This is a genomic window from Barnesiella propionica (genome assembly GCF_025567045.1).
GTDB lineage: Bacteria > Bacteroidota > Bacteroidia > Bacteroidales > Barnesiellaceae > Barnesiella_B > Barnesiella_B propionica.
In genome coordinates, this window is record NZ_JAOQJK010000004.1 from 139,473 (window position 1) to 158,803 (window position 19,331).

Consider the following 19,331-nt stretch of genomic DNA (forward strand, 5'->3'; position numbering starts at 1 on the left):
AAGCCGTATTGACAAAGACATTCCGATACGGCTTTCTTATTTTTTAAATTAATGTACTGTGAATGAGTTTTCCAGGGTGAACTCTTTTTCTCCTACTTTGAGTGTAAGATGATAAGTTCCGGGTTGTATATTGGAATGTATTGCAGTTATTTTATGATAAGAAGAAGATGTTGTGTGTATTTTCTTATTGCCTATGTATATTCTGTTTCTATCATTATTTTCGGAGAAATAATAACCGTTAATAGTTATAGTTCCACTTTCGTTTCCGCTTACAGGTGATATATTGTCTATAACGGGTTTTTTATAATTTGTAGGGACAAAATAAGTAGTTGAACCATAATATGTAAATGTTTGTGTTTTGATATAAGGCGTTATACTACATCTCCGAATAAAAGTTAACTACTTGCAAAGATAATGTTTTTTTAATTAAATGGTATTTTTTTTAGAAAATCAATTCTGTGAATTATCTATTTGAGATAATAAAAAACTCTGCCGAAACAAAAGATGGATGCATTGTTCCAGCAGAGTCATATTTGTTTAAGAAAACAAATATTTCAAGTAAGTAAAATAAATTTTAATGCTGTAGGACTGATAAATGAGTGCTCATCTTTGATGAACCTCTAAAAAAACAGACAAAAAGTAATTATTAATTAAAGCCCTACTCGCCAAATGCCATTAACTTTTGTAACAGGCATATCATCTGTTTCTGTTTGGGATTCCTGTCCTTGCTTCTGTATGGTGGTTACTTCGACTTTTACATGAGCGTTCTCACCGTCCTCTGAAATTTCTTCAGAAAGAATTTTAAAATCTTTTATTTCAAATCCGCCTTTTTTTAATTCATTCAGACCACTAACAACCATTTGTATATCTTTTTCATCTTCTAATAGACTATAAGATAATGCTTTCTCAAAATTTCCGTCTTTCATGGCATTATAATAGGCTTCAGCTGCTGCCGACGGAGTGTCGGCTTTGCTATTGCTGCAGGAAACGAATAATACTGCAGAGAAAATTACGGATAGAATTAATGATATTTTTTTCATGATCGGAGTATTTATTTTGTTTTTATTATTCTGTTTTTATCCATTCGATAGGAATGTCACGGACTTCAAAACCTTTTAATTGGGAATTTTGTGCTTCTAATGTAAATTTTAGTGCACTTATATTTTTGGAGCCTTCGGGCACTGCAATGGGCTGAAAAGTATATTCGCTGTAGGTATTAGGTTCCAAGTCGTTGTAAAGAGGTGATTCGGAAAGATCTCGTGTCATAAATTTGCTGGTTTCTTTCCAAAACTTGCCTTCGGGTAAAACATTTTTTTTCTCGTCTATAACTTCTGTCAATTTCAGAAATGCAGACCCTTGTTTTGCTAACGGCATTATTTTGATTTTGACTGAAACAACGCCTGTTTCAGGATCACCGATTGCACTGACAAACTGCATTTTCCATTCTCCTATGGTAGGATATACGAACAAGGTTTCTTTAGATACATCTAAGCCCGTGGTTGACTCTACTCCTTTTTTAACTTTACTCCAAAATCCTCCCTTCTTTTTGGATTCATTTTGGGCAAATGCACTTCCCATGACTAGTAGTAAGGTCATGGCCATACAAATAATTTTTTTCATAACATTGATTTAATTAATTTGTGTATTTATTATATTTTTCACCGTGTGACAAATATAAGCTGAAGAGATTATCGGCAGGCTCCTTTAAAACAAAAGAAAGCGTCATTCTTACAAATTCGGCCTCTAAATCGTTGTTATTTCACATTTTTTGCGGTATTTCAAGGGAGTGCAACCGTATGTTTTGACAAATGCACGGCGGAAAGTAGACGCAGAATTGAATCCGCATTTCTGAGCGAGTTCTTCAATCGTACAGTTTATATATTCTTGGCTATGGAACATTTCTTCGACTTCTTTCAGGCGAAAAGAATTAATATAATCGTAAAATGTGGTATGTAACTCGTTATTTAAACAGGAAGAAAGATAGGTTCGGTTTGTTCCTAATTCTTTTGCCGTATCCTGTAACGTCAATCGGGGATTGTGATATAGTTTTTTATCGGAAAGCGTTTCCTCTAATTTTAAAATTAATGAATTTACGTTGTTTTGTTTGGCTTCGTTATTGCATTGGTTGTTTTGCTCGTATGAATTGTCCGGTTCATCAAAGAACTCCCGGGATGCTATTTCCTGATGTTTTGTCCGGAACGAGATAAATCCCCAGATGTAGCAACAGAAAAAATAATAGCATGTGTCACCCCAGTCTGTCACATAAAAGGATGTAATTGTCCATGCGAACATACAAGCTACCAGTAAAATGGAAGTGGTGGTTAACCATCGGACGTTGACATTATCGGTATTGGAGTAGTTTTCTTTCAGTACTATGTTGTATAATTTCATTTTCTTTAAAACGAAATATACGATCGTCAGTCCGTAAGCCAGACCGAATAACAGAATAAAATAATATAGTCCGGTATCTTCGGTAAGCGCATACAACAATATTAATAATAAAAAGGGAAGCTCATGTGTCCATATAGTTTTCCAGGTTACAGTATAAGGTTTCAATAATTCGAATAGGAAAAATGTTCCGGTAGGAAGTGCCAGAAGGTCGATAGAGAGTAATAAGCGGACAGAATATTCATCTGTTCTTATGGCATGTTTTAAGAAGAACAAATCTTTTACCAGTAAAAGGAACCATATTAGTAAGATATAGCCCAGTAATTGTTTCAATCTGCTTCGCTCTCCCCGTAGAAAGTAAACGCTCAACATTAAAAAGAACATACTGCAGATGCCGTGTGCGAAATAAAAAAGATTTGTGAATTCCATATTTAAGGCTTGGCTTGTTTTTGAAAGTTTGAAATAAAAGGGGTGTTTCTTTTTTTGAAATGATAATGATTAAATTAGTAATCGGATATATGATATTTGTGTTTTATATGAGTTTCTTCAAAAGAAAGTAGCAAGGTATTAAAAAAATATTGATTTTATGGGAGAAAAATTAAAATTATATGTAGGAAATGATAATAAAATATATATTATCAATAGTTTGTAAGGGAAATTTCTATGTTGAAAATGATTGGGGAATGTCTTGTTATATCTTTGTGATTAAGGGTAATGATGGGTCTGGCCGATATAAAAAAAGCAGTTGTCATAATCAAAACAACTGCCTAAAGAGAGTAGCGAGACCGGGGCATGATCCCGGGACCTCATGATTATGAATCATGCGCTCTAACCAACTGAGCTATCTCGCCAACATTTCAAAGTACATTTTATTCAAATGCGGTGCAAAGATAGGATGATTTTTTTTACTATGCAATAGTTTAGTTGAGAATAGTTCTTTTTTTTATTTTTTAAGATAAAAGTAACCGTTTGATATAATCTTTTTGGGGGTATGACCGTTTAAATTAATATTATTCACATAAAAATAGAATGAATATGAAAAAGTATGTATGCACAGTATGCGATTGGATTTATGATCCTGCTGTTGGAGATCCCGATGGCGGCATTGCTCCCGGTGTAGCTTTTGAAGATCTTCCCGATGATTGGGTATGTCCGGAATGTGGTGTAGGAAAAGAGGATTTCGAACCTGTCGAAGAATAATAGGCAGTAGTCATTGCGATACGGAACGCATTAAAAAAGATTTTGGAGAGCCGGGTATGTAATACGTATCCGGCCATTTTTTATAATTAAGAGTATATGATTCTGGTTTTTATTTTGTTTCTTTGCAGGCGAATTATTTAAGCAGATATAAGACATCAAAATGAAACAAGAGGCAAGTATTGGCCTGTTCAATGACAGTTATCCTCCCGTGATGGACGGGGTAACACTAACGGTACAAAATTATGTGTATTGGTTGCGCCGGATGTCGGAGAATGTAAGTGTAATTACGCCTGGTTATTTCGGACAAAAAGATAGAGAGCCTTATCCTGTCTATCGTTATGCTTCATTACCTATACGCAGCAGATATCCTTATCGTTACGGCATTCCCGAGATAGATTTCAGAATATATTACCGTCTGGGACGTATTCCTTTTTCGCTGGTACATGCTCATTGTCCTTTTTCTTCCGGGCGTTTGGCCCGTTATGTTGCCCGTAAGCAACATATACCTTTTATTGCCACTTTTCATTCCAAATATAAGTCGGATCTCACCCATTCTATTTCCTGCCGGCCTATAGTCGATTATCTGGTAAGAAATATCGTAAAGTTTTATGAATCGGCCGATGAGGTATGGATCCCTCAAGCTTCGGTGGAAGATACCATCCGTGAATACGGATATAAGGGAAAAGTGACCGTAGTGGAAAACGGAAATGACTTTTCGGGAAAGGAATCTCCCGGTCTCCTCAGGGAGCAGGCCCGAAAGGATATGGGAATCGCTGACGAAGAACTGGTTTTCCTGTTCGTGGGGCAGCATATATGGGAAAAAGGAGTGGGGCTCATTATAGATGCTTTGGCCCTGCTAAAGGATATCCGTTTCAAAATGTTTTTTATAGGTAACGGCTATGCTTGCGGAGAAATGAAAGAGAAGATTGAACAATATGGCCTGTCCGACCGTATTAAATTAATGGGAGTATTGCTCGATCGTTCCGATATTAAACGGTATTATGCCGCGGCCGATTTGTTTTTGTTTCCTTCGATGTATGATAATGCTCCGTTGGTTTTACGAGAAGCCGCCGCAATGCATACGCCAGCTATTTTGCTGAATGGTGCAACTGCTTCGGAAGTTATCGTAGATGGGGAGAACGGTTTTCTGACGGAAAATACAGTTTCGGGACTTGCCCGGAAGATATCTTTTCTGGCAGAATCGCCTCAGATAATACGTCTTGCCGGTGAAGCGGCTTCTCATACGATAGCCCGTTCATGGGAAGATGTAGTACATGAAGTCGTGGACCGATATAGGGTTATACAGAAAAAAATAAAATGAGCACCAATAAGGATAAAAAAACGGTCCGGTCAAAACCTTTCAGTTCCTGGCAAATATGGATACCTGTATTGCTGGGACTCACGGTCGTAGGTTATATGTTCTGGAAGGATTTTAATCCTGAGGTATGGGCCAGCATCCGTTTGTCCGAATACAGCGTGTTTGCTATTATTGCAGGGGTACTTCTTATGATAGGACGAGATGTAGGCATGAGCTGGCGTTTCCGGATCATTACGGATAAAGAGTTATCCTGGCTGCAATCGCTTAAAGTGTGTATGCTTTGTGAGTTTACTTCCTGTATAACACCGTCGGCTGTAGGTGGCTCCAGTCTTGCTGTTGTATTCCTTAACCGGGAAGGCATTAATATGGGACGCAGTACGGCTCTAATGATGACGACTCTGTTTTTGGATGAGTTGTTTTTCGTAGTTTCTTGCCCCATTATATTTTTATTAACTCCGGAGGCTGCTCTTTTCGGACCTGTGAGCGGTTTCTCCGTAGGAATGAAATACACGTTCTGGATTGTATATATCGTAGTGTTCTTATGGACGGTACTTTTATTCGTCGGATTGCTGGTAAAGCCGCATTGGGTGCAACATTTGTTGCTTTTTGTTTTCAGACTCCCGTTATTGCGGAGGTGGAAACTTCATATAGGGGAACTGGGTAAGAATCTGGTGTGTTCGTCAGCAGAATTGAAGAGTAAATCTTTAAGTTTTTGGATTAAAGCTTTCGGAGCCACAGCTATGTCCTGGACATCCCGTTATTTGGTGGTAAACGCTTTGTTTCTGGCTTTTGTGGCTCATGCCGACCAGTGGTTGGTCTTTGCACGCCAGTTGGTCGTCTGGCTGGTTTTGATGATAAGCCCGACTCCCGGGGGAAGCGGTTTAAGCGAATATATATTTACTGAGTATTATAGTGATCTGGTTCCTTTTGCAGGTGTAGCATTAGTGATTGCTTTCTTTTGGCGGATCATCAGTTATTATGTTTATCTTATTATCGGTGCGTTCATTGTTCCGGGTTGGTTGAAAGACTGGAATAAAAATGTCCCGTCTGTTTAAAATTATTGTTTATGAAACGAGTAGTCTGTCCTAAATGCGATAATAAAATTACATTTAATGAAACCCGGTATGATAACGGTGGTGCCATTTCTTTTGTATGCCCTCATTGCGGAAAACGGTTCAATAAAACGTTGGCCGAGATTGTAGATGACGAGAACGATACGGAAGGTGCTCCTTATGGTTATATCGTAGTATTGGAAAATGCTTTCGGATATAAACAGGAATTTCCTTTACGACCGGGAGATAATACCATAGGACGTAAATGTAAGGGGACCGAAATAGAATGTTCTATCGAAAGCGGAGATATGAGTATGGACCGCCGGCATTGTATTATCCGGGTCAAACAGGATAAAAAAGGAAAACTAACTTATACGCTTCGTGATTTTCCCAGTATTACCGGAACATTCCTCCGGAATGAAATATTGGGAGACAAAGACCGTGTACGATTGAATAACGGTGATGTGATTACAATAGGAGCTACTACATTTATTATTTATTTTCCGGAAACAGATGAAGAAGTGAACGAAGACTTATCTATATACTTGTGATATATTATGTTATAAAAACGCCGGATACTTTTTTGATATCCGGCGTTTTTACAGTTTAAATAAAAATTAATCGTCCATTCCTACGAAATTGAATTGCTTGTTGTAATATAATTCCAGTCCGTTGGATAATTTTACTTCATAACCGCGTTTGTCCTTTTCTATTTTTTTGACAGTGGTATTAGGGTGGTTTTCGGTAATATGTTTTTGGATAAGTGCGGGTATAACACTGGCCGGAACTTGATTGAACTTGCAATTTATTTCTTTCCATTCTCCTTTTTTATTAAACTCCACTTTGTCACCATTGGCAAGAATTACATCATAGGTTTTATCCATAAATTCCGATTCTTCTTTAACATAAGATACTTTAGTGCTCGTGAAGTTCTTTTGAATGAATTGCTGAGCCATTTGGGGCAATTGATTGAACTGAATGGCTTTGTCATTGTCAGCTTTGGCAATGAATGGAAGGGTAGCGACACAAAGGAATAATACAAATAACTTTTTCATAACAGTTTGTTTTTTAGAGTTCATATTTGTTTTTATTTTATTTGTATGACAAAGATGAGAGACAAAACTGAAAAGAATTTGAAATTTATTCCTGATGGAAAAATTTATTTTTTTATTTCAAAGCAATGCTCTCCTTTTTCATAGTAATACCGGATATGAAGACCGTATAACCTGCATATAGATTCGGCAATAGCCAGTCCCAAACCTGTAGAGCCCTCTTTTTTCTTTCCCTGATAGAATCTTTCGAAAATATGCTCTTTGTCCAGCTCCTTATCTGCTCCTGTATTACAAATAGTAAGAGACTTGGAATATAAGTATATATGTATACGTCCTTTGTCATTATTGTGTACGTATGCATTTTTCAGAAGATTCGTAATCAGAACAACCGCCAGGGACTCATTCATGGATACAGTCATGACATCTTTTTCTTCTATGTGGATATCAATTCTTTTATATTCATATATTTCCCGGTAATCATCTATATAACGCTTTATAATTTCATTTAGTTCTATCTGCCGGATATCTGTAAATTGTCTGTTCTCTATTTTTGTAAGCAATAACAGTGATTTATTCAGTCGGGAAATATATTCCAGGGTTTGAAGTGTTTTTATAATTTCTCCCAAATTTTTTTCGGACAAAGAATTATCTTCGGCCAACATTTCCAGTCTGTTTCTGCAGACAGCCAAGGGTGTCTGTATCTCGTGTGAAGCATTTCCTATGAATTGCTTTTGTTGTTCGAATTGTTCTTCTGCCCGTCGTGCATTACGCAAGGCTGCATCGTTTAGTTTTCTGAATTCGGTTATACGGGTATTGTTTATTAAAGGAATATTTTTTTGTCCTATTTTGTAACTATCCAGCCATCGTAACAGTACGTATAACGGACTCATGCTTTTATAGAATACCCATATATTTATAATGATGATAATAATCAATAACGCTAAATACAGGAATATTATCCAGTAAAGAATGGATTGCTGTATATCTTTTTTTTCAATAGAAGGAGTCGCTACGATAAGTTCGAAGTATGTGTCGTCCTTGTCTTTAAAAATAGTAGTCAATATACGGGCCGGCTCCGTTTCTTCTTTTTCTTTTAAATATATAGTAGAGTCGTTATAACTTATTTGGGGACGTATACGGGCTTCTTCGGCTGTAATTTCTTTCAGGTAATAAAAATTATTAGAGCCGTTACTTTCGGATGGAAGCTTCTGCCCAGTGAGCGCCCGGATTATGACGGATTCGGAATAATCTTCCAGCGAGTCGTCTACTTCGTCATGTATTTCCTCCATCATCGCAAAGTAGAAAAATACAGCCCAGCAGGAAAGAATGAATAATAGAGCCAAAGAAAGACGTATGGTGATACGATATAATAATTTCATATTTTATTTTTATGAAAAAGATATGTGAAAATTATTCCAGAACAAATTTATAGCCAAAGCCATAAACCGCTTTGATTTCGGGTACGGCCCCGGCATCTTTCATTTTTTTTCGGAGATTTTTAATCTGGGCATATATGAAGTCGAAATTATCTACCTGGTCAATATGGTCTCCCCAGACCGATTCGGCCAAAGTATTCTTATTTATAAGCCGCTCCGGACGATTAATAAAATATAAAAGGATATCATATTCTTTCCGGTTAAGTTCCACTTCTTTCCGGTCGATCAATACTTTGAACTTTTCGGGGAAAATGCAGATGTTTCCGTATTCGATTTTTATTTCTCCGTTGAGTTGTTTCCGCCTGATAACACTTTTGATGCGTGCATGCAGTTCTGCCAGATGAAAAGGTTTTGCCAGATAATCATCTGCACCCAGGTCAAGTCCTGTCACTTTATCTTCACAAGAATCTTTTGCCGATATAATGATTACATTCTCTTTTTTTCCCATTTCTTTCAATTCCTGTAACAGGGTAAGTCCGTTTCCGTCAGGCAGCATAATGTCCAGGAGTATGCAGTCATAGTCGTAATCCTCGATTTTGCGCAAAGCAGTCCTATAGTTTTCTGCTGTTTCTGTTACGTAACGTTCTTTTTCCAGAGAGCAGGAGATAAGCTCTCTTAGTGCCGGATCATCTTCTATAATCAGTATTTTCATAATATCTAAGTTTCTGACAAAGAAAGCAGATATTTCTGAAATAAATCTGAAATTTTCGGTTTTCCGTGTTTATTTTCATTGTTTTAGTTCCCGGAGTGCGGTTTTTCAGTAGAGTCAGGTTCTATAATTATCGGTACTTTGTCATCAAGATATTCTTTCTTGAATATGTTGAGACAGAGCAGGAATATGGATATTAATAAAGGTCCGAAAATGACACCCATAAAACCGAAAAGCGATAAGCCTATTACGACGCCGAAAATGGTTATCAATGGGTGTATGTCGGCAATTTTCTTCTGTAATATGAAGCGGGCCAGATTATCTACGTTCGTTATGACTATCAGTGCAAAAGCGGCCAGTATCATGGCGTTTACCCAGTGATGAACGATCATAAGGTATATAACGAGAGGAAACCATATCAAAGCAGTCCCGAATATAGGTATTATGGTGGCAAAACAGGTGAGTACGCCGAAGAAAACGGGATTGGGGACACCTGTGAAATAATATCCTATCATGGCTACGATTCCTTGAATGATAGCGAGAAAAGGTATTCCAATGGCATTCGAGGTAACGATAACGTTAATTTCTTCCAGAACGCTTTTTTTATTTTCTTCGTTAAACGGCAATATTTCATAAATATAAGTTTCCATTTTACGGCCGCCGATAAGCATAAAATAGAGAACGAAAACCAAAACGAAGAGATTGATGGTGAAGCTGGTGATGTTTCCCATAAGAGACTGCCCTATGTAGGGAATGGTAGATACTACCGATCTGAGATTCTCTTTTTGCAGGAGATTGTATCCTGTACGTTGCGATATCAGGTCTGCTAAGTGTTCGACTTCTTTTATTATCAAATTGGGATCGAGGTTTACATTCTGTATGGTATTGATTACCAGCCATACTACTAGAGAAAGAGGTATAAGGAAACATAAAATGGTCTCGCCGATAAGTAATGTCGCCATAAGGCTGCGGCGCATTTTCTTTTTATCCGTAAAATATATCATTTGTTTACGTAATAATATATATATGGTCAATGCTCCTAATATGCCGCTGAAAAAAGGAATAAATTCGATGAATAGAATAACGCCTAATCCTAATATCATAGCGATTAGCGAATATTTCCAGAATTGTTCTTTCATGCTCGTAAGAAATGATTATTAATTTTCAACAAAATCATAGTAAAAAGGTTCTTTTTCTGTCCTTTTCTTTCTGTATATTTTTAATGATCTCATAGTGAAAAGTGAAAAACTATTTATAAGCCGGCGTGTTATTGAAAACAGAGAATGCGCTTATGTAGATCAGATGTTTATTATTGGCGGGATATTGTAAAATGTATAACGTGTGTATCGGCTACCATTGGTATATTTATAATGCGTATGATGTGTTTTCCGCACCATTTAAAACAGAGTGTGGAATTATTCCGCACCAGCCACACATATTTCTACAAGTATGTGTAACGGCTGTTTTGTATTAATGCTTTGGTTTATAGATATATAATAGGGTTTTATCTATTTGTGGCATTATCTTTGAATTAAATGTTACAGATAGAAGGTATATCACTTAAATGTTACAATTGATCATGGTAAAAGTAAAACGCCCAAATGTAAAGCTAGACAGAAAGAAAATAATCTCTGCGGTAATTATCCTACTGTTATTTTCAGTGATTTTGTTTATTTGGCTGAGGCCCGAAGTGAAGCCGGAGGAGTATCCTACCGTAGAAGTTACACCTGTGGGCCGGGCCGATGTGGAGGTGTATGGAGAATATGTGGGACGTGTAAGAGCTCAGCAGTTCGTTGAGGTGCGTGCCCGTGTCGAAGGCTATTTAGAGAAAATGTTGTTTGAAGAGGGTACATCCGTCCAGAAAAACCAGGTTTTATTTGTCATTAACCAGGAACAATACAAAGCCAAGCTGAATAAGGCTATGGCCCAGTTGAAAAAAGATGAAGCTTTGGCGTTAAAGGCAGAGCGGGACCTGAATCGTATCAAACCGCTTTATGAGCAAAATGCCGCCAGCCAGCTCGATCTGGATAATGCTATCGCTACATATGAAAGCGCTACAGCTTCTGTTTCGATGAGTGAAGCCGATGTGACACAAGCTGAAATGGAACTTGGATATACGACTGTACGTTCCCCGCTTTCAGGGCGCATCAGCGAACGTCATGTTGATTTGGGTACTTTGGTGGGCCCCGGGGGAAAGTCATTATTGGCTACGATTGTGAAAAGTGACACGGTATTGGTCGATTTCAGTATGACGGCATTGGATTATTTGAGGAGTAAAGAGAGGAATGTAAATCTGGGGCAACGTGATACGAGCCGTACCTGGGATCCTTATGTTACTATTACTTTGGCCGATAATTCGGTCTATCCTCAGAGAGGTCTTGTTGATTTTGCCGAACCCCAGGTAGATCCCCAGACCGGAACATTTTCAGTGCGTGCGGAAATGCCGAATCCCGGCCAGATTTTGCTTCCGGGGCAGTTCACTAAAGTTCGTTTACTCCTCGATGTAAGGGAAGATGCCATAGCTGTTCCGTCCAAAGCTATTGTTATAGAAAAAGGCGGAGCTTATATTTTCGTGGTACGTAAAGATAATACGGTAGAGAAACGTTTTATTGAATTGGGACCCGAAATTGAAAATAAGTTTGTAGTGGAAAGAGGCTTGGCTGTTGGTGAAAATATTGTAGTAGAGGGTTTTCATAAGCTGGCTCCCGGGATGAAAGTGAAAGTGACCGTACCTGTGAAACCTTCAGGGGAATCTAAAACAGAGTAGAAGATGAATGTGAATTTTTTTATTGACCGTCCGGTTTTTTCGGCTGTCATATCAATAGTTATCGTTATAATAGGAATGATAGGACTTGCGTTTTTACCTATCGATCAATATCCGCAAATTACACCGCCTGTGGTAAAGATCAGTGCCTCATATCCGGGTGCCAGTGCCCAAACAGTTTCCCAGGCTGTAGCTACTCCTATAGAACAGGAACTGAACGGAACTCCGGGGATGCTTTATATGGAGTCCAGCAGTACTAATTCGGGTGGTTTCTCCGCAACGGTAACGTTCGATATCGAAACTGATCCGGACCTGGCTGCCGTTGAGATCCAGAATCGTATAAAACTTGCTGAATCCCGTCTTCCTGCCGAGGTTATACAAAATGGTCTGTCGGTGGAAAAACAAGCGGCCAGCCAATTGCTGACGATTACTCTTACTTCTTCTGACCCGAAGTTCGACGAGATATATTTGAGTAATTTTGCTACCATCAATGTCCTGGATATGTTGAGACGTATTCCCGGGGTGGGGCGTGTATCCAATATAGGTAGCCGTTACTATGCCATGCAAATATGGGTTCAACCCGACCGTCTCGCCAGTTTCGGACTTACGGTACAAGATTTGCAGAATGCACTTAAAGATCAGAACCGGGAATCGGCGGCGGGTGTATTGGGACAACAACCGGTAACGGGGCTGGATGTTACTATTCCCATCACTACCCGAGGGCGTTTATCTTCTGTTACGGAGTTCGAAGAGATTGTGATACGTGCCAATCCCGATGGTTCGCTTATACGTCTGAGAGATGTAGCCCGTATATCTCTGGAAGCTTCTTCTTATAGTACGGAAAGCGGTATTAACGGAGAGAATGCTGCTGTATTGAGTATCAATATGTTGCCGGGTGCTAATGCGATGGAGGTGGCTAATCGCGTTAAAGAAGCCATGAAAGAAATAAGCGAAGACTTTCCCGAAGGTCTCGGCTATGAGATTCCGTTCGATATGACTACTTATATATCACAGTCTATACACGAAGTATATAAGACGTTGTTCGAAGCATTATTCCTCGTTATACTGGTTGTGTTTTTTTCACTGCAAAGTTGGCGAGCGACAGTGATACCTATTGTTGCAGTACCTATTTCATTGATCGGGACGTTCGGATTCATGCTTATTTTCGGATTTTCATTGAATATGCTTACTCTCTTAGGCCTTATTCTTGCTATCGGTATCGTTGTAGATGATGCGATTGTCGTTGTGGAGAATGTGGAACGTATCATGACGGAAGAAAAGCTGAATCCATACGAGGCAACCAAAAAGGCCATGAAAGGATTAAGCAGCGCGCTTATTGCGACATCTTTGGTTTTGTGTGCCGTATTCGTTCCTGTGAGTTTCCTGAGCGGTATCGTGGGACAGCTCTACCGGCAGTTTACTGTAACGATTGTCGTTTCGGTACTTATATCTACTATTGTAGCCCTTACATTAAGTCCTGTTATGTGCTCTCTGATTCTTAAGCCGTCCAGTGGGAAGAAAAAGAACATAGTATTCCGTTATATTAATTATTGGTTGACAAAAGGCAATCGTAAATATACCCGGTTTATATTAAGTGCCATGAATCACCGCAAAAGAGTTATGGCTGGTTTCGGGCTGACACTTATATTTATCTTTATTCTGAATGCCCGTATTCCGACAAGTTTTATGCCGCAGGAAGATCAGGGATATTTTAAGGTCGAATTGGAGTTACCGGAAGGGGCTACGTTGGAGCGAACCCGGGCGGTGACAGATAGGGCTATAAAATTTTTAAAGGAGAATCCTTATGTACAATATGTACAAAATGTGACCGGAAGCAGTCCGCGTGTGGGAAGTAATCAGGCAAGAAGCGAACTGACCGTTATTCTGAAACCCTGGAAGGAACGGGAAGATGTGACTTTGGATGAAATTATGGAAGCAGTCCGTGAAGAATTAAGTCAGTATCCAGAAAGCAAAGTATTTTTGAGTACACCTCCTGTTATTCCGGGGCTGGGCACTTCCGGTGGTTTTGAAATGGAGCTGGAAGCACGTGGTAACGCTACGCTTACCGATCTGGAACGGGCTACCGATACACTTCTTTATTATGCTTCGAAACGGAAAGAGCTTTCGGGCGTATCTTCTTCTCTGCAGTCGGAGATCCCGCAGTTGTATTTCGATGTGGACCGGGATAAGGTTAAAATGCAGGGGGTGCCGTTGTCCGATGTCTTTTCTACGATGAAAGCCTATACGGGATCGGTATATGTTAACGATTTCAATATGTTCAACCGCATTTATAAAGTATATATTCAGGCCGAAGCTCCTTACCGTGTGCATAAGGATAATATCAATTTGTTCTTTGTAAAGGGCAGTAAAGGAGCTATGATTCCTCTGACTTCGCTGGGGACGGCCACTTATACGACCGGTCCCGGTAATATAAAACGGTTCAATATGTTCAATACCTCTATTATAAGAGGGGTGGCTTCTCAGGGATACAGTACCGGACAGGCCATGGAAATACTGGAACAGATAGCTGACGAACATTTGCCATCCAATATAGGAGTGGAATGGAGCGGTCTTTCTTACCAGGAGAAACAAGCCGACGGTAAAACGGCTGTAGTAATGGCATTGGTATTTCTTTTTGTCTTTTTGTTCCTGGCAGCGCAATATGAAAGCTGGACCGTCCCTATCGCCGTATTATTATCGCTTCCTATTGCCGTACTGGGTTGCTATTTGGGAGTATGGATATGCGGACAGGAGAATAATGTATATTTTCAGATAGGAATGGTGATGCTTGTGGGACTGGCTGCCAAGAATGCTATTCTTATCGTAGAATTTGCCAAAGTACAGGTAGACAAAGGTGATAATATTGTCCGTTCGGCTATACATGCGGCTCAGTTACGTTTCCGGCCTATTTTGATGACATCCCTTGCATTTATTTTGGGAATGTTACCACTGGTACTTGCCAGCGGTCCCGGTTCGGCCAGCCGTCAGGCGATAGGTACCGGAGTCTTTTTCGGAATGCTATTTTCCATTACTATAGGTATTGTGCTGGTTCCTTTCTTCTTTGTTGCTATTTATAAAGTGAAGGCGAAAATTAAAACGAAGTTATCATGAATATGAAATCCGATGTGAAATTTTTTGTTCTGCCTCTGGCGGTTTTGTTGCTGCTGTTTTCTTCCTGTAAAATAGGGAGGAAATATGTGAGACCGGATCTTCATTTGCCGGAAACCATCGTTCCGGGTGAGCAGGACTCTGCCGTGTATGCCGATTTGAAATGGTGGGAAGTATATACCGATACGGTTCTTCAGTCTCTGATTAATAAAACATTGGCTTATAATAAAGATATGCTCATTGCTACTTCCCGTATTAAAGAAATGGCGATATTAAAACGTATCGATCTGGCGAACCTGCTTCCTTCCGTGGGCGGTAAAATCTCTGCAGAACGGGAATTTGAGAATGACGGTGGGAATAATAAGGATATAACCAATACATTCGAAGGAAAATTATTATTTTCCTGGGAACTGGATCTGTGGGGTAATCTTCGTTGGGGACGTGAAAAGGGGATCGCAGAGTATTTGCAATCGGTTGAAGCGCAGCGTGCCTTGCAGATGACGTTGGTAGCTACGGTTGCCGAGGCTTATTTCGAGCTTATTGCACTGGATAACGAATTATCTATCGTGCGTCGTACATTGGCTACCCGGGAAGAGGGAGTCCGGCAGGCAAAACTGCGTTTTGAAGGTGGACTTACCTCCGAGACATCTTATCAGCAGGCACAAGTGGAGCTTGCCCGTACTGCAACTCTTGTTCCTGAACTTGAAAGACAGATTGTCAATAAAGAGAACGATATCGCTTTTCTGGCGGGTGAATATCCTAATGCAGTGAAGCGAGGCATAATGAAACAAGAGATAACATTACCAGAATATTTACCGGTGGGATTGCCATCAGATTTGTTGAAACGTCGTCCGGATATGCGTGAGGCGGAACAAAAACTTATAGCGGCTAATGCCCAGGTGGGAATAGCATTTACCGATATGTTTCCCCGGATTGCGCTGACCGGACAATATGGTCTGGAGAGTTCTGTTTTATCCGATTTTTTGAAATCGCCTTATGGGTTACTCGGTGCTAATTTGCTGACCCCTATTTTCAATTCGGGCAAAAATATTGCTAAATATAAAGCACAGAAAGCAGTTTACGAGCAGGCTTGTTATGGATATGAGAAAAGCGTTCTGAATGCGTTTAAAGAAGTAAACAATGCAATCGTGAATTTTAATAAAATGAAAGAGGCATACGAATCCAAACGGAAATTGGAGCAAGCTTCGAAGAGTTATGTGGAACTGGCCCAATTACAGTATTTCAACGGCATTATTAATTATCTGGATGTACTGGACGCCCAAAGGGGATATTTCGATGCACAGATAGGCTTAAGCAATGCTATCCGGGACGAACAGATCGCTATTGTGCGTTTGTACAAGGCTCTCGGTGGCGGTTGGGATACTAATGTATATTGATATTGCGATCGGGCCAACGGCGGGAGGGGATAATATTATCCCCTCCCGCCGTTGCTATGGATAATTATTATTTCTGTGCGTTTGTTTCTCTATTTATAATTTCCGAAGGATGTCGGTAAATGTTCCACATATAGGCCATAAACAGGACAGACGGAATATAGATAGGCATGGCATACCTCCATGTCGTATTGGGGCTGGCAAGCGCCGATACGACTATATATATGGTAATAAAGGCCAGTAAGATTCCTGCTGCCTGCCGGTCCTTTTCTTTAAAACGATATTTCTGAAATGTGAAAAAATAGTAGATAATACTTCCTCCCAAAAGGAACCAGTATATGTAATGGAATATATGTCTTACGGGATTCAGGTCTGAAAAAAAGGAATGCTTATGTTTGTAGCTATCTGTCTCTATCCCGTAATATTGATGGAAGTATCTTTGGTTTTTGAACTCGATCTGGTCTTCGGTAATTTTTCTGAATTCAAAGAAACTGAGGAAAGACGGTATAGCGTAATCGGTCAGGAAAGACAGCGGGAAGGTAAAGATTAACTGACGTGCATATTTTGAATATAATGCTCCGGTTTCGGCCCAGGCAGTTTCGTATTTGTGCCGGGTTGTTCTTCCATAATAGATCATGAATTTTTTGAAAGGGGAGGCTTTGTCCCACATTAAACCGGTTGTTAAAGCCTTTTGAGTAGTAAATAAAGAATCGGGACAAGTTTTTAGAAATTGATGATAAACTTGTTCCAGTTGTGTATCGAATTTTGTTTCGGGCAAGGACTTTGCCTTGGGAATAAGTACTGAAGCGTTGTTCATGAGTTGCCATCCCTCGAATCCTGAAGCCATATTCACTCCGCTGATTCTTTTATATTCGTGTTTAGCTGAACTTTGTAAAAATAATGATAAGATAACCGGAACGCAGGATAGAGCCAGACGCCATATCATTCTATTCCGTTGCGCCGATATGAATAAAGCGATCATGGAAATGGGAACGTAGAACATACCTGTGTACCTGGTCTTATATAATAAAGCCAGGCAACAGAGATGTAAAAGAATTATCCAGATATTAGATGTGTATATCAGCCACAAAGCAGTCGCTATAAAAACTATCGTAAGGGTATTGAATATCCCGTCGCTCATAATGAAGTTTGTGCTGAATAATATAGTGGGAGAGAGAAATACGCATGCACATAAAGTGTAGAACAAGTATCTGTTTCTGATGTTCGACAGATATTTAAATGAATACAGCAGGAATAGTGAAGCTATACTGTTCAGTGCGTATGAAGCGATAAACACAAAGGATATGTGTCCGTTTATGCTGTGTAATATCTGTAAATAATTGGAATATCCCATGGGACGATATACATTTTGTATATTGTCATTAGCTGCGGCAATGTAAGCTCCGGAGTCAGGAAATACGAACGGGAACGGATACAGGTAGTAAAAAATAGATCCCAGTATACAGATTATTCCAGACAGAACACAAAATTCCCACTTTTGTTCTTTTTCTGACATATATCTGAGAAAGTTCCGGAAATTTTTCATAGTACTAGAATTTAATTGATAAAACGATATTTTATAAGGGTCCATATAGCTTCCAGACCATCTGTCCATCGTATTTTCTTTCCGTCATCGATGGAGCGCGGATAATAGTGTATAGGAACTTCTTTTATTTTAATGCCTTTTTTGGCTGTTTTCGCCGTGACCTCCGGACAGAACTCGAATCTTGTGCATTTCAACGGAATCGCTTTTAAAAATGTAGCTTCGAAAGCTTTATAACAAGTCGGTTCATCTGTCAGGTTCTGGGCATACAGGATATTGGTAATAGCAGAGACCAACAGGCCTCCATAATAGAATCTTTTATAGGAATGTTTATTTTCTTTAATAAGAAAACGTGAGCCGTAAACGACTTTGGCCTGGTTGTGAATGAGCTCTTTCAATAAAATATTATAATCAGCAGGATCATATTCCAGATCGGCATCTTGTATAATGATGTAATCTCCCGTGGCAAAAGAGAGCCCGGTACGTATGGCGGCTCCTTTTCCCCGGTTCTTTGTGTGTTTTTTATAGAGTATATTTTCGGATGTATGTTCATAGATAAAGCTATCTACCGTGGCTTTTGTCGAATCTGTCGAGTAGTCGTCGACGACGATCAATTCCTTTTTTACCCCGTCCATTAGTTTTACCTGGCATATTTTGTCGAGTATCTGCCGGATCGTTTTATCTTCGTTATAAGCAGGTATGATTATGGATAGCGTATAATGAGGCATACTTATTTGATTTTGGGTGTAAAACCGGTTCTTCCGGTATGTTTTTGAGCAAAGTTAATAACATTTATTATATTTGCTTGAAGCTCCGTTAAATAAAGTAACGAATTATGTCTCAAAAATATATTTATTTATCCAATGATGAAAGCGTTAATCCTGTAATTATTTTAAAAAATATTTATATGGTAGGAGTGCATTAGTTGGAAATGAATATGAATTATAACCTTTTAAAATGGTTTATCCGATAAAACGATTTTATTAAGGTTCTATAAACAGCATTAGCATAAAATATATTTGTTAACTTTGCAGTCTGTATGAAAGAAAAGTGCGTAAAATTTTTCCGATATTTTTTTCCGATATTCTTTTTGATATATTTCGGGAATATTACTCTTTTTACGCATAGTCATATTATGAATGGTGTGACGATCGTCCATTCACACCCTTTCAAAAAAGATAATGCCGACCAGCCAGCACATCAGCATACCCCGGCTCAATTCCAACTGATCCATCAATTATCCTCATTTGGAAGTGAGGATATCCCGGCGGTTTGTACGTCGTCGGTAATTTTTCTTGTGGTACTTGCTGTGCTGGTTATTCGTCTTACCAATCCGGATGTAGGGAATATCGGTAAGAAGGTAATCTCTTTACGTGCCCCTCCTTTTTATACTTGTCTTACATAGAGGGTAAAATTTCATATTAATT

Annotated in this window: 18 protein-coding genes and 1 tRNA gene; 8 read left to right on the forward strand and 11 right to left on the reverse strand. The window is 39.1% G+C overall.

Annotation, left to right across the window (positions count from 1 at the left end):
- Positions 1-48: 48 nt before the first annotated feature.
- The 5 genes from OCV73_RS14570 to OCV73_RS07010 all read right to left on the reverse strand — a co-directional run bounded on the left by OCV73_RS14570 (position 49) and on the right by OCV73_RS07010 (position 3,239).
- Complete coding sequence (locus OCV73_RS14570; RefSeq protein ID WP_147551061.1) at positions 49-390, reverse strand: IPT/TIG domain-containing protein; 342 nt, start codon at positions 388-390, stop codon at positions 49-51.
- 260 nt (positions 391-650) lie between these two features.
- Positions 651-1,040: a nuclear transport factor 2 family protein gene (locus OCV73_RS06995; protein ID WP_147550752.1), complete on the reverse strand. Its 390-nt coding sequence runs from the start codon at positions 1,038-1,040 to the stop codon at positions 651-653.
- A 25-nt stretch (positions 1,041-1,065) separates the two neighbouring features.
- Positions 1,066-1,620 (reverse strand): hypothetical protein, encoded by a 555-nt coding sequence (locus OCV73_RS07000; protein WP_147550754.1) that lies wholly within the window; start codon positions 1,618-1,620, stop codon positions 1,066-1,068.
- A gap of 123 nt (positions 1,621-1,743) precedes the next feature.
- Positions 1,744-2,817, reverse strand: coding sequence for a helix-turn-helix domain-containing protein (locus tag OCV73_RS07005; protein ID WP_147550756.1), 1,074 nt, complete (start codon positions 2,815-2,817; stop codon positions 1,744-1,746).
- Between the two features lie 348 nt (positions 2,818-3,165).
- Positions 3,166-3,239, reverse strand: a tRNA-Met gene (locus tag OCV73_RS07010).
- A gap of 184 nt (positions 3,240-3,423) precedes the next feature.
- Between OCV73_RS07010 and rd the strand changes: the two genes are divergently transcribed.
- The 4 genes from rd to OCV73_RS07030 all read left to right on the forward strand — a co-directional run bounded on the left by rd (position 3,424) and on the right by OCV73_RS07030 (position 6,509).
- Complete coding sequence (gene rd / locus OCV73_RS07015; RefSeq protein WP_147550758.1) at positions 3,424-3,588, forward strand: rubredoxin; 165 nt, start codon at positions 3,424-3,426, stop codon at positions 3,586-3,588.
- Positions 3,589-3,748: 160 nt separating this feature from the next.
- Positions 3,749-4,909: a glycosyltransferase gene (locus OCV73_RS07020; protein WP_262512905.1), complete on the forward strand. Its 1,161-nt coding sequence runs from the start codon at positions 3,749-3,751 to the stop codon at positions 4,907-4,909.
- Positions 4,906-5,961, forward strand: a complete 1,056-nt coding sequence (locus OCV73_RS07025) for a lysylphosphatidylglycerol synthase transmembrane domain-containing protein (protein WP_147550760.1) — start codon at positions 4,906-4,908, stop codon at positions 5,959-5,961. Before OCV73_RS07020 ends, OCV73_RS07025 begins: the two co-directional genes overlap by 4 nt.
- Before the next feature lie 11 nt (positions 5,962-5,972).
- Entirely contained in the window at positions 5,973-6,509 is a 537-nt protein-coding gene (locus tag OCV73_RS07030; RefSeq protein ID WP_147550762.1) for an FHA domain-containing protein, read from the forward strand.
- Between the two features lie 66 nt (positions 6,510-6,575).
- Here OCV73_RS07030 and OCV73_RS07035 read toward each other — a convergent pair whose 3' ends face one another.
- From OCV73_RS07035 to OCV73_RS07050, 4 genes are all read right to left on the reverse strand, one after another.
- A complete protein-coding gene (locus tag OCV73_RS07035; protein WP_147550764.1) occupies positions 6,576-7,013 on the reverse strand; it encodes a PepSY-like domain-containing protein in 438 nt (145 codons plus the stop codon).
- Between the two features lie 104 nt (positions 7,014-7,117).
- Positions 7,118-8,389 carry a sensor histidine kinase gene (locus OCV73_RS07040; protein WP_147550766.1) on the reverse strand — a complete coding sequence of 424 codons (1,272 nt, stop codon included), beginning with the start codon at positions 8,387-8,389 and terminating at the stop codon, positions 7,118-7,120.
- Positions 8,390-8,420: 31 nt separating this feature from the next.
- Positions 8,421-9,098, reverse strand: coding sequence for a response regulator transcription factor (locus OCV73_RS07045; RefSeq protein ID WP_147550768.1), 678 nt, complete (start codon positions 9,096-9,098; stop codon positions 8,421-8,423).
- Between the two features lie 83 nt (positions 9,099-9,181).
- Positions 9,182-10,234, reverse strand: coding sequence for an AI-2E family transporter (locus OCV73_RS07050; protein WP_147550770.1), 1,053 nt, complete (start codon positions 10,232-10,234; stop codon positions 9,182-9,184).
- Positions 10,235-10,671: 437 nt separating this feature from the next.
- Here OCV73_RS07050 and OCV73_RS07055 point away from each other — a divergent pair, with 437 nt between their 5' ends.
- The 3 genes from OCV73_RS07055 to OCV73_RS07065 are packed head-to-tail and all read left to right on the forward strand — an operon-like array spanning position 10,672 to position 16,364.
- The gene (locus OCV73_RS07055; protein WP_394802952.1) at positions 10,672-11,862 is read left to right on the forward strand and encodes an efflux RND transporter periplasmic adaptor subunit; all 1,191 of its coding nucleotides are present in this window, start codon (positions 10,672-10,674) and stop codon (positions 11,860-11,862) included.
- Positions 11,863-11,865: 3 nt separating this feature from the next.
- A complete protein-coding gene (locus OCV73_RS07060) occupies positions 11,866-14,970 on the forward strand; it encodes an efflux RND transporter permease subunit (protein ID WP_147550774.1) in 3,105 nt (1,034 codons plus the stop codon).
- 2 nt (positions 14,971-14,972) lie between these two features.
- Complete coding sequence (locus OCV73_RS07065; protein ID WP_147551065.1) at positions 14,973-16,364, forward strand: efflux transporter outer membrane subunit; 1,392 nt, start codon at positions 14,973-14,975, stop codon at positions 16,362-16,364.
- Positions 16,365-16,431: 67 nt separating this feature from the next.
- On the opposite strand, the gene OCV73_RS07070 is transcribed toward OCV73_RS07065, so the two are convergent.
- On the reverse strand, positions 16,432-17,907 hold the full coding sequence (locus OCV73_RS07070) for a hypothetical protein (protein ID WP_147550776.1): 1,476 nt from the start codon (positions 17,905-17,907) through the stop codon (positions 16,432-16,434).
- A gap of 11 nt (positions 17,908-17,918) precedes the next feature.
- Positions 17,919-18,632 (reverse strand): glycosyltransferase family 2 protein, encoded by a 714-nt coding sequence (locus OCV73_RS07075; protein WP_147550778.1) that lies wholly within the window; start codon positions 18,630-18,632, stop codon positions 17,919-17,921.
- A 407-nt stretch (positions 18,633-19,039) separates the two neighbouring features.
- Between OCV73_RS07075 and OCV73_RS07080 the strand changes: the two genes are divergently transcribed.
- Positions 19,040-19,309: a hypothetical protein gene (locus tag OCV73_RS07080; protein ID WP_147550780.1), complete on the forward strand. Its 270-nt coding sequence runs from the start codon at positions 19,040-19,042 to the stop codon at positions 19,307-19,309.
- Positions 19,310-19,331 lie beyond the last annotated feature (22 nt).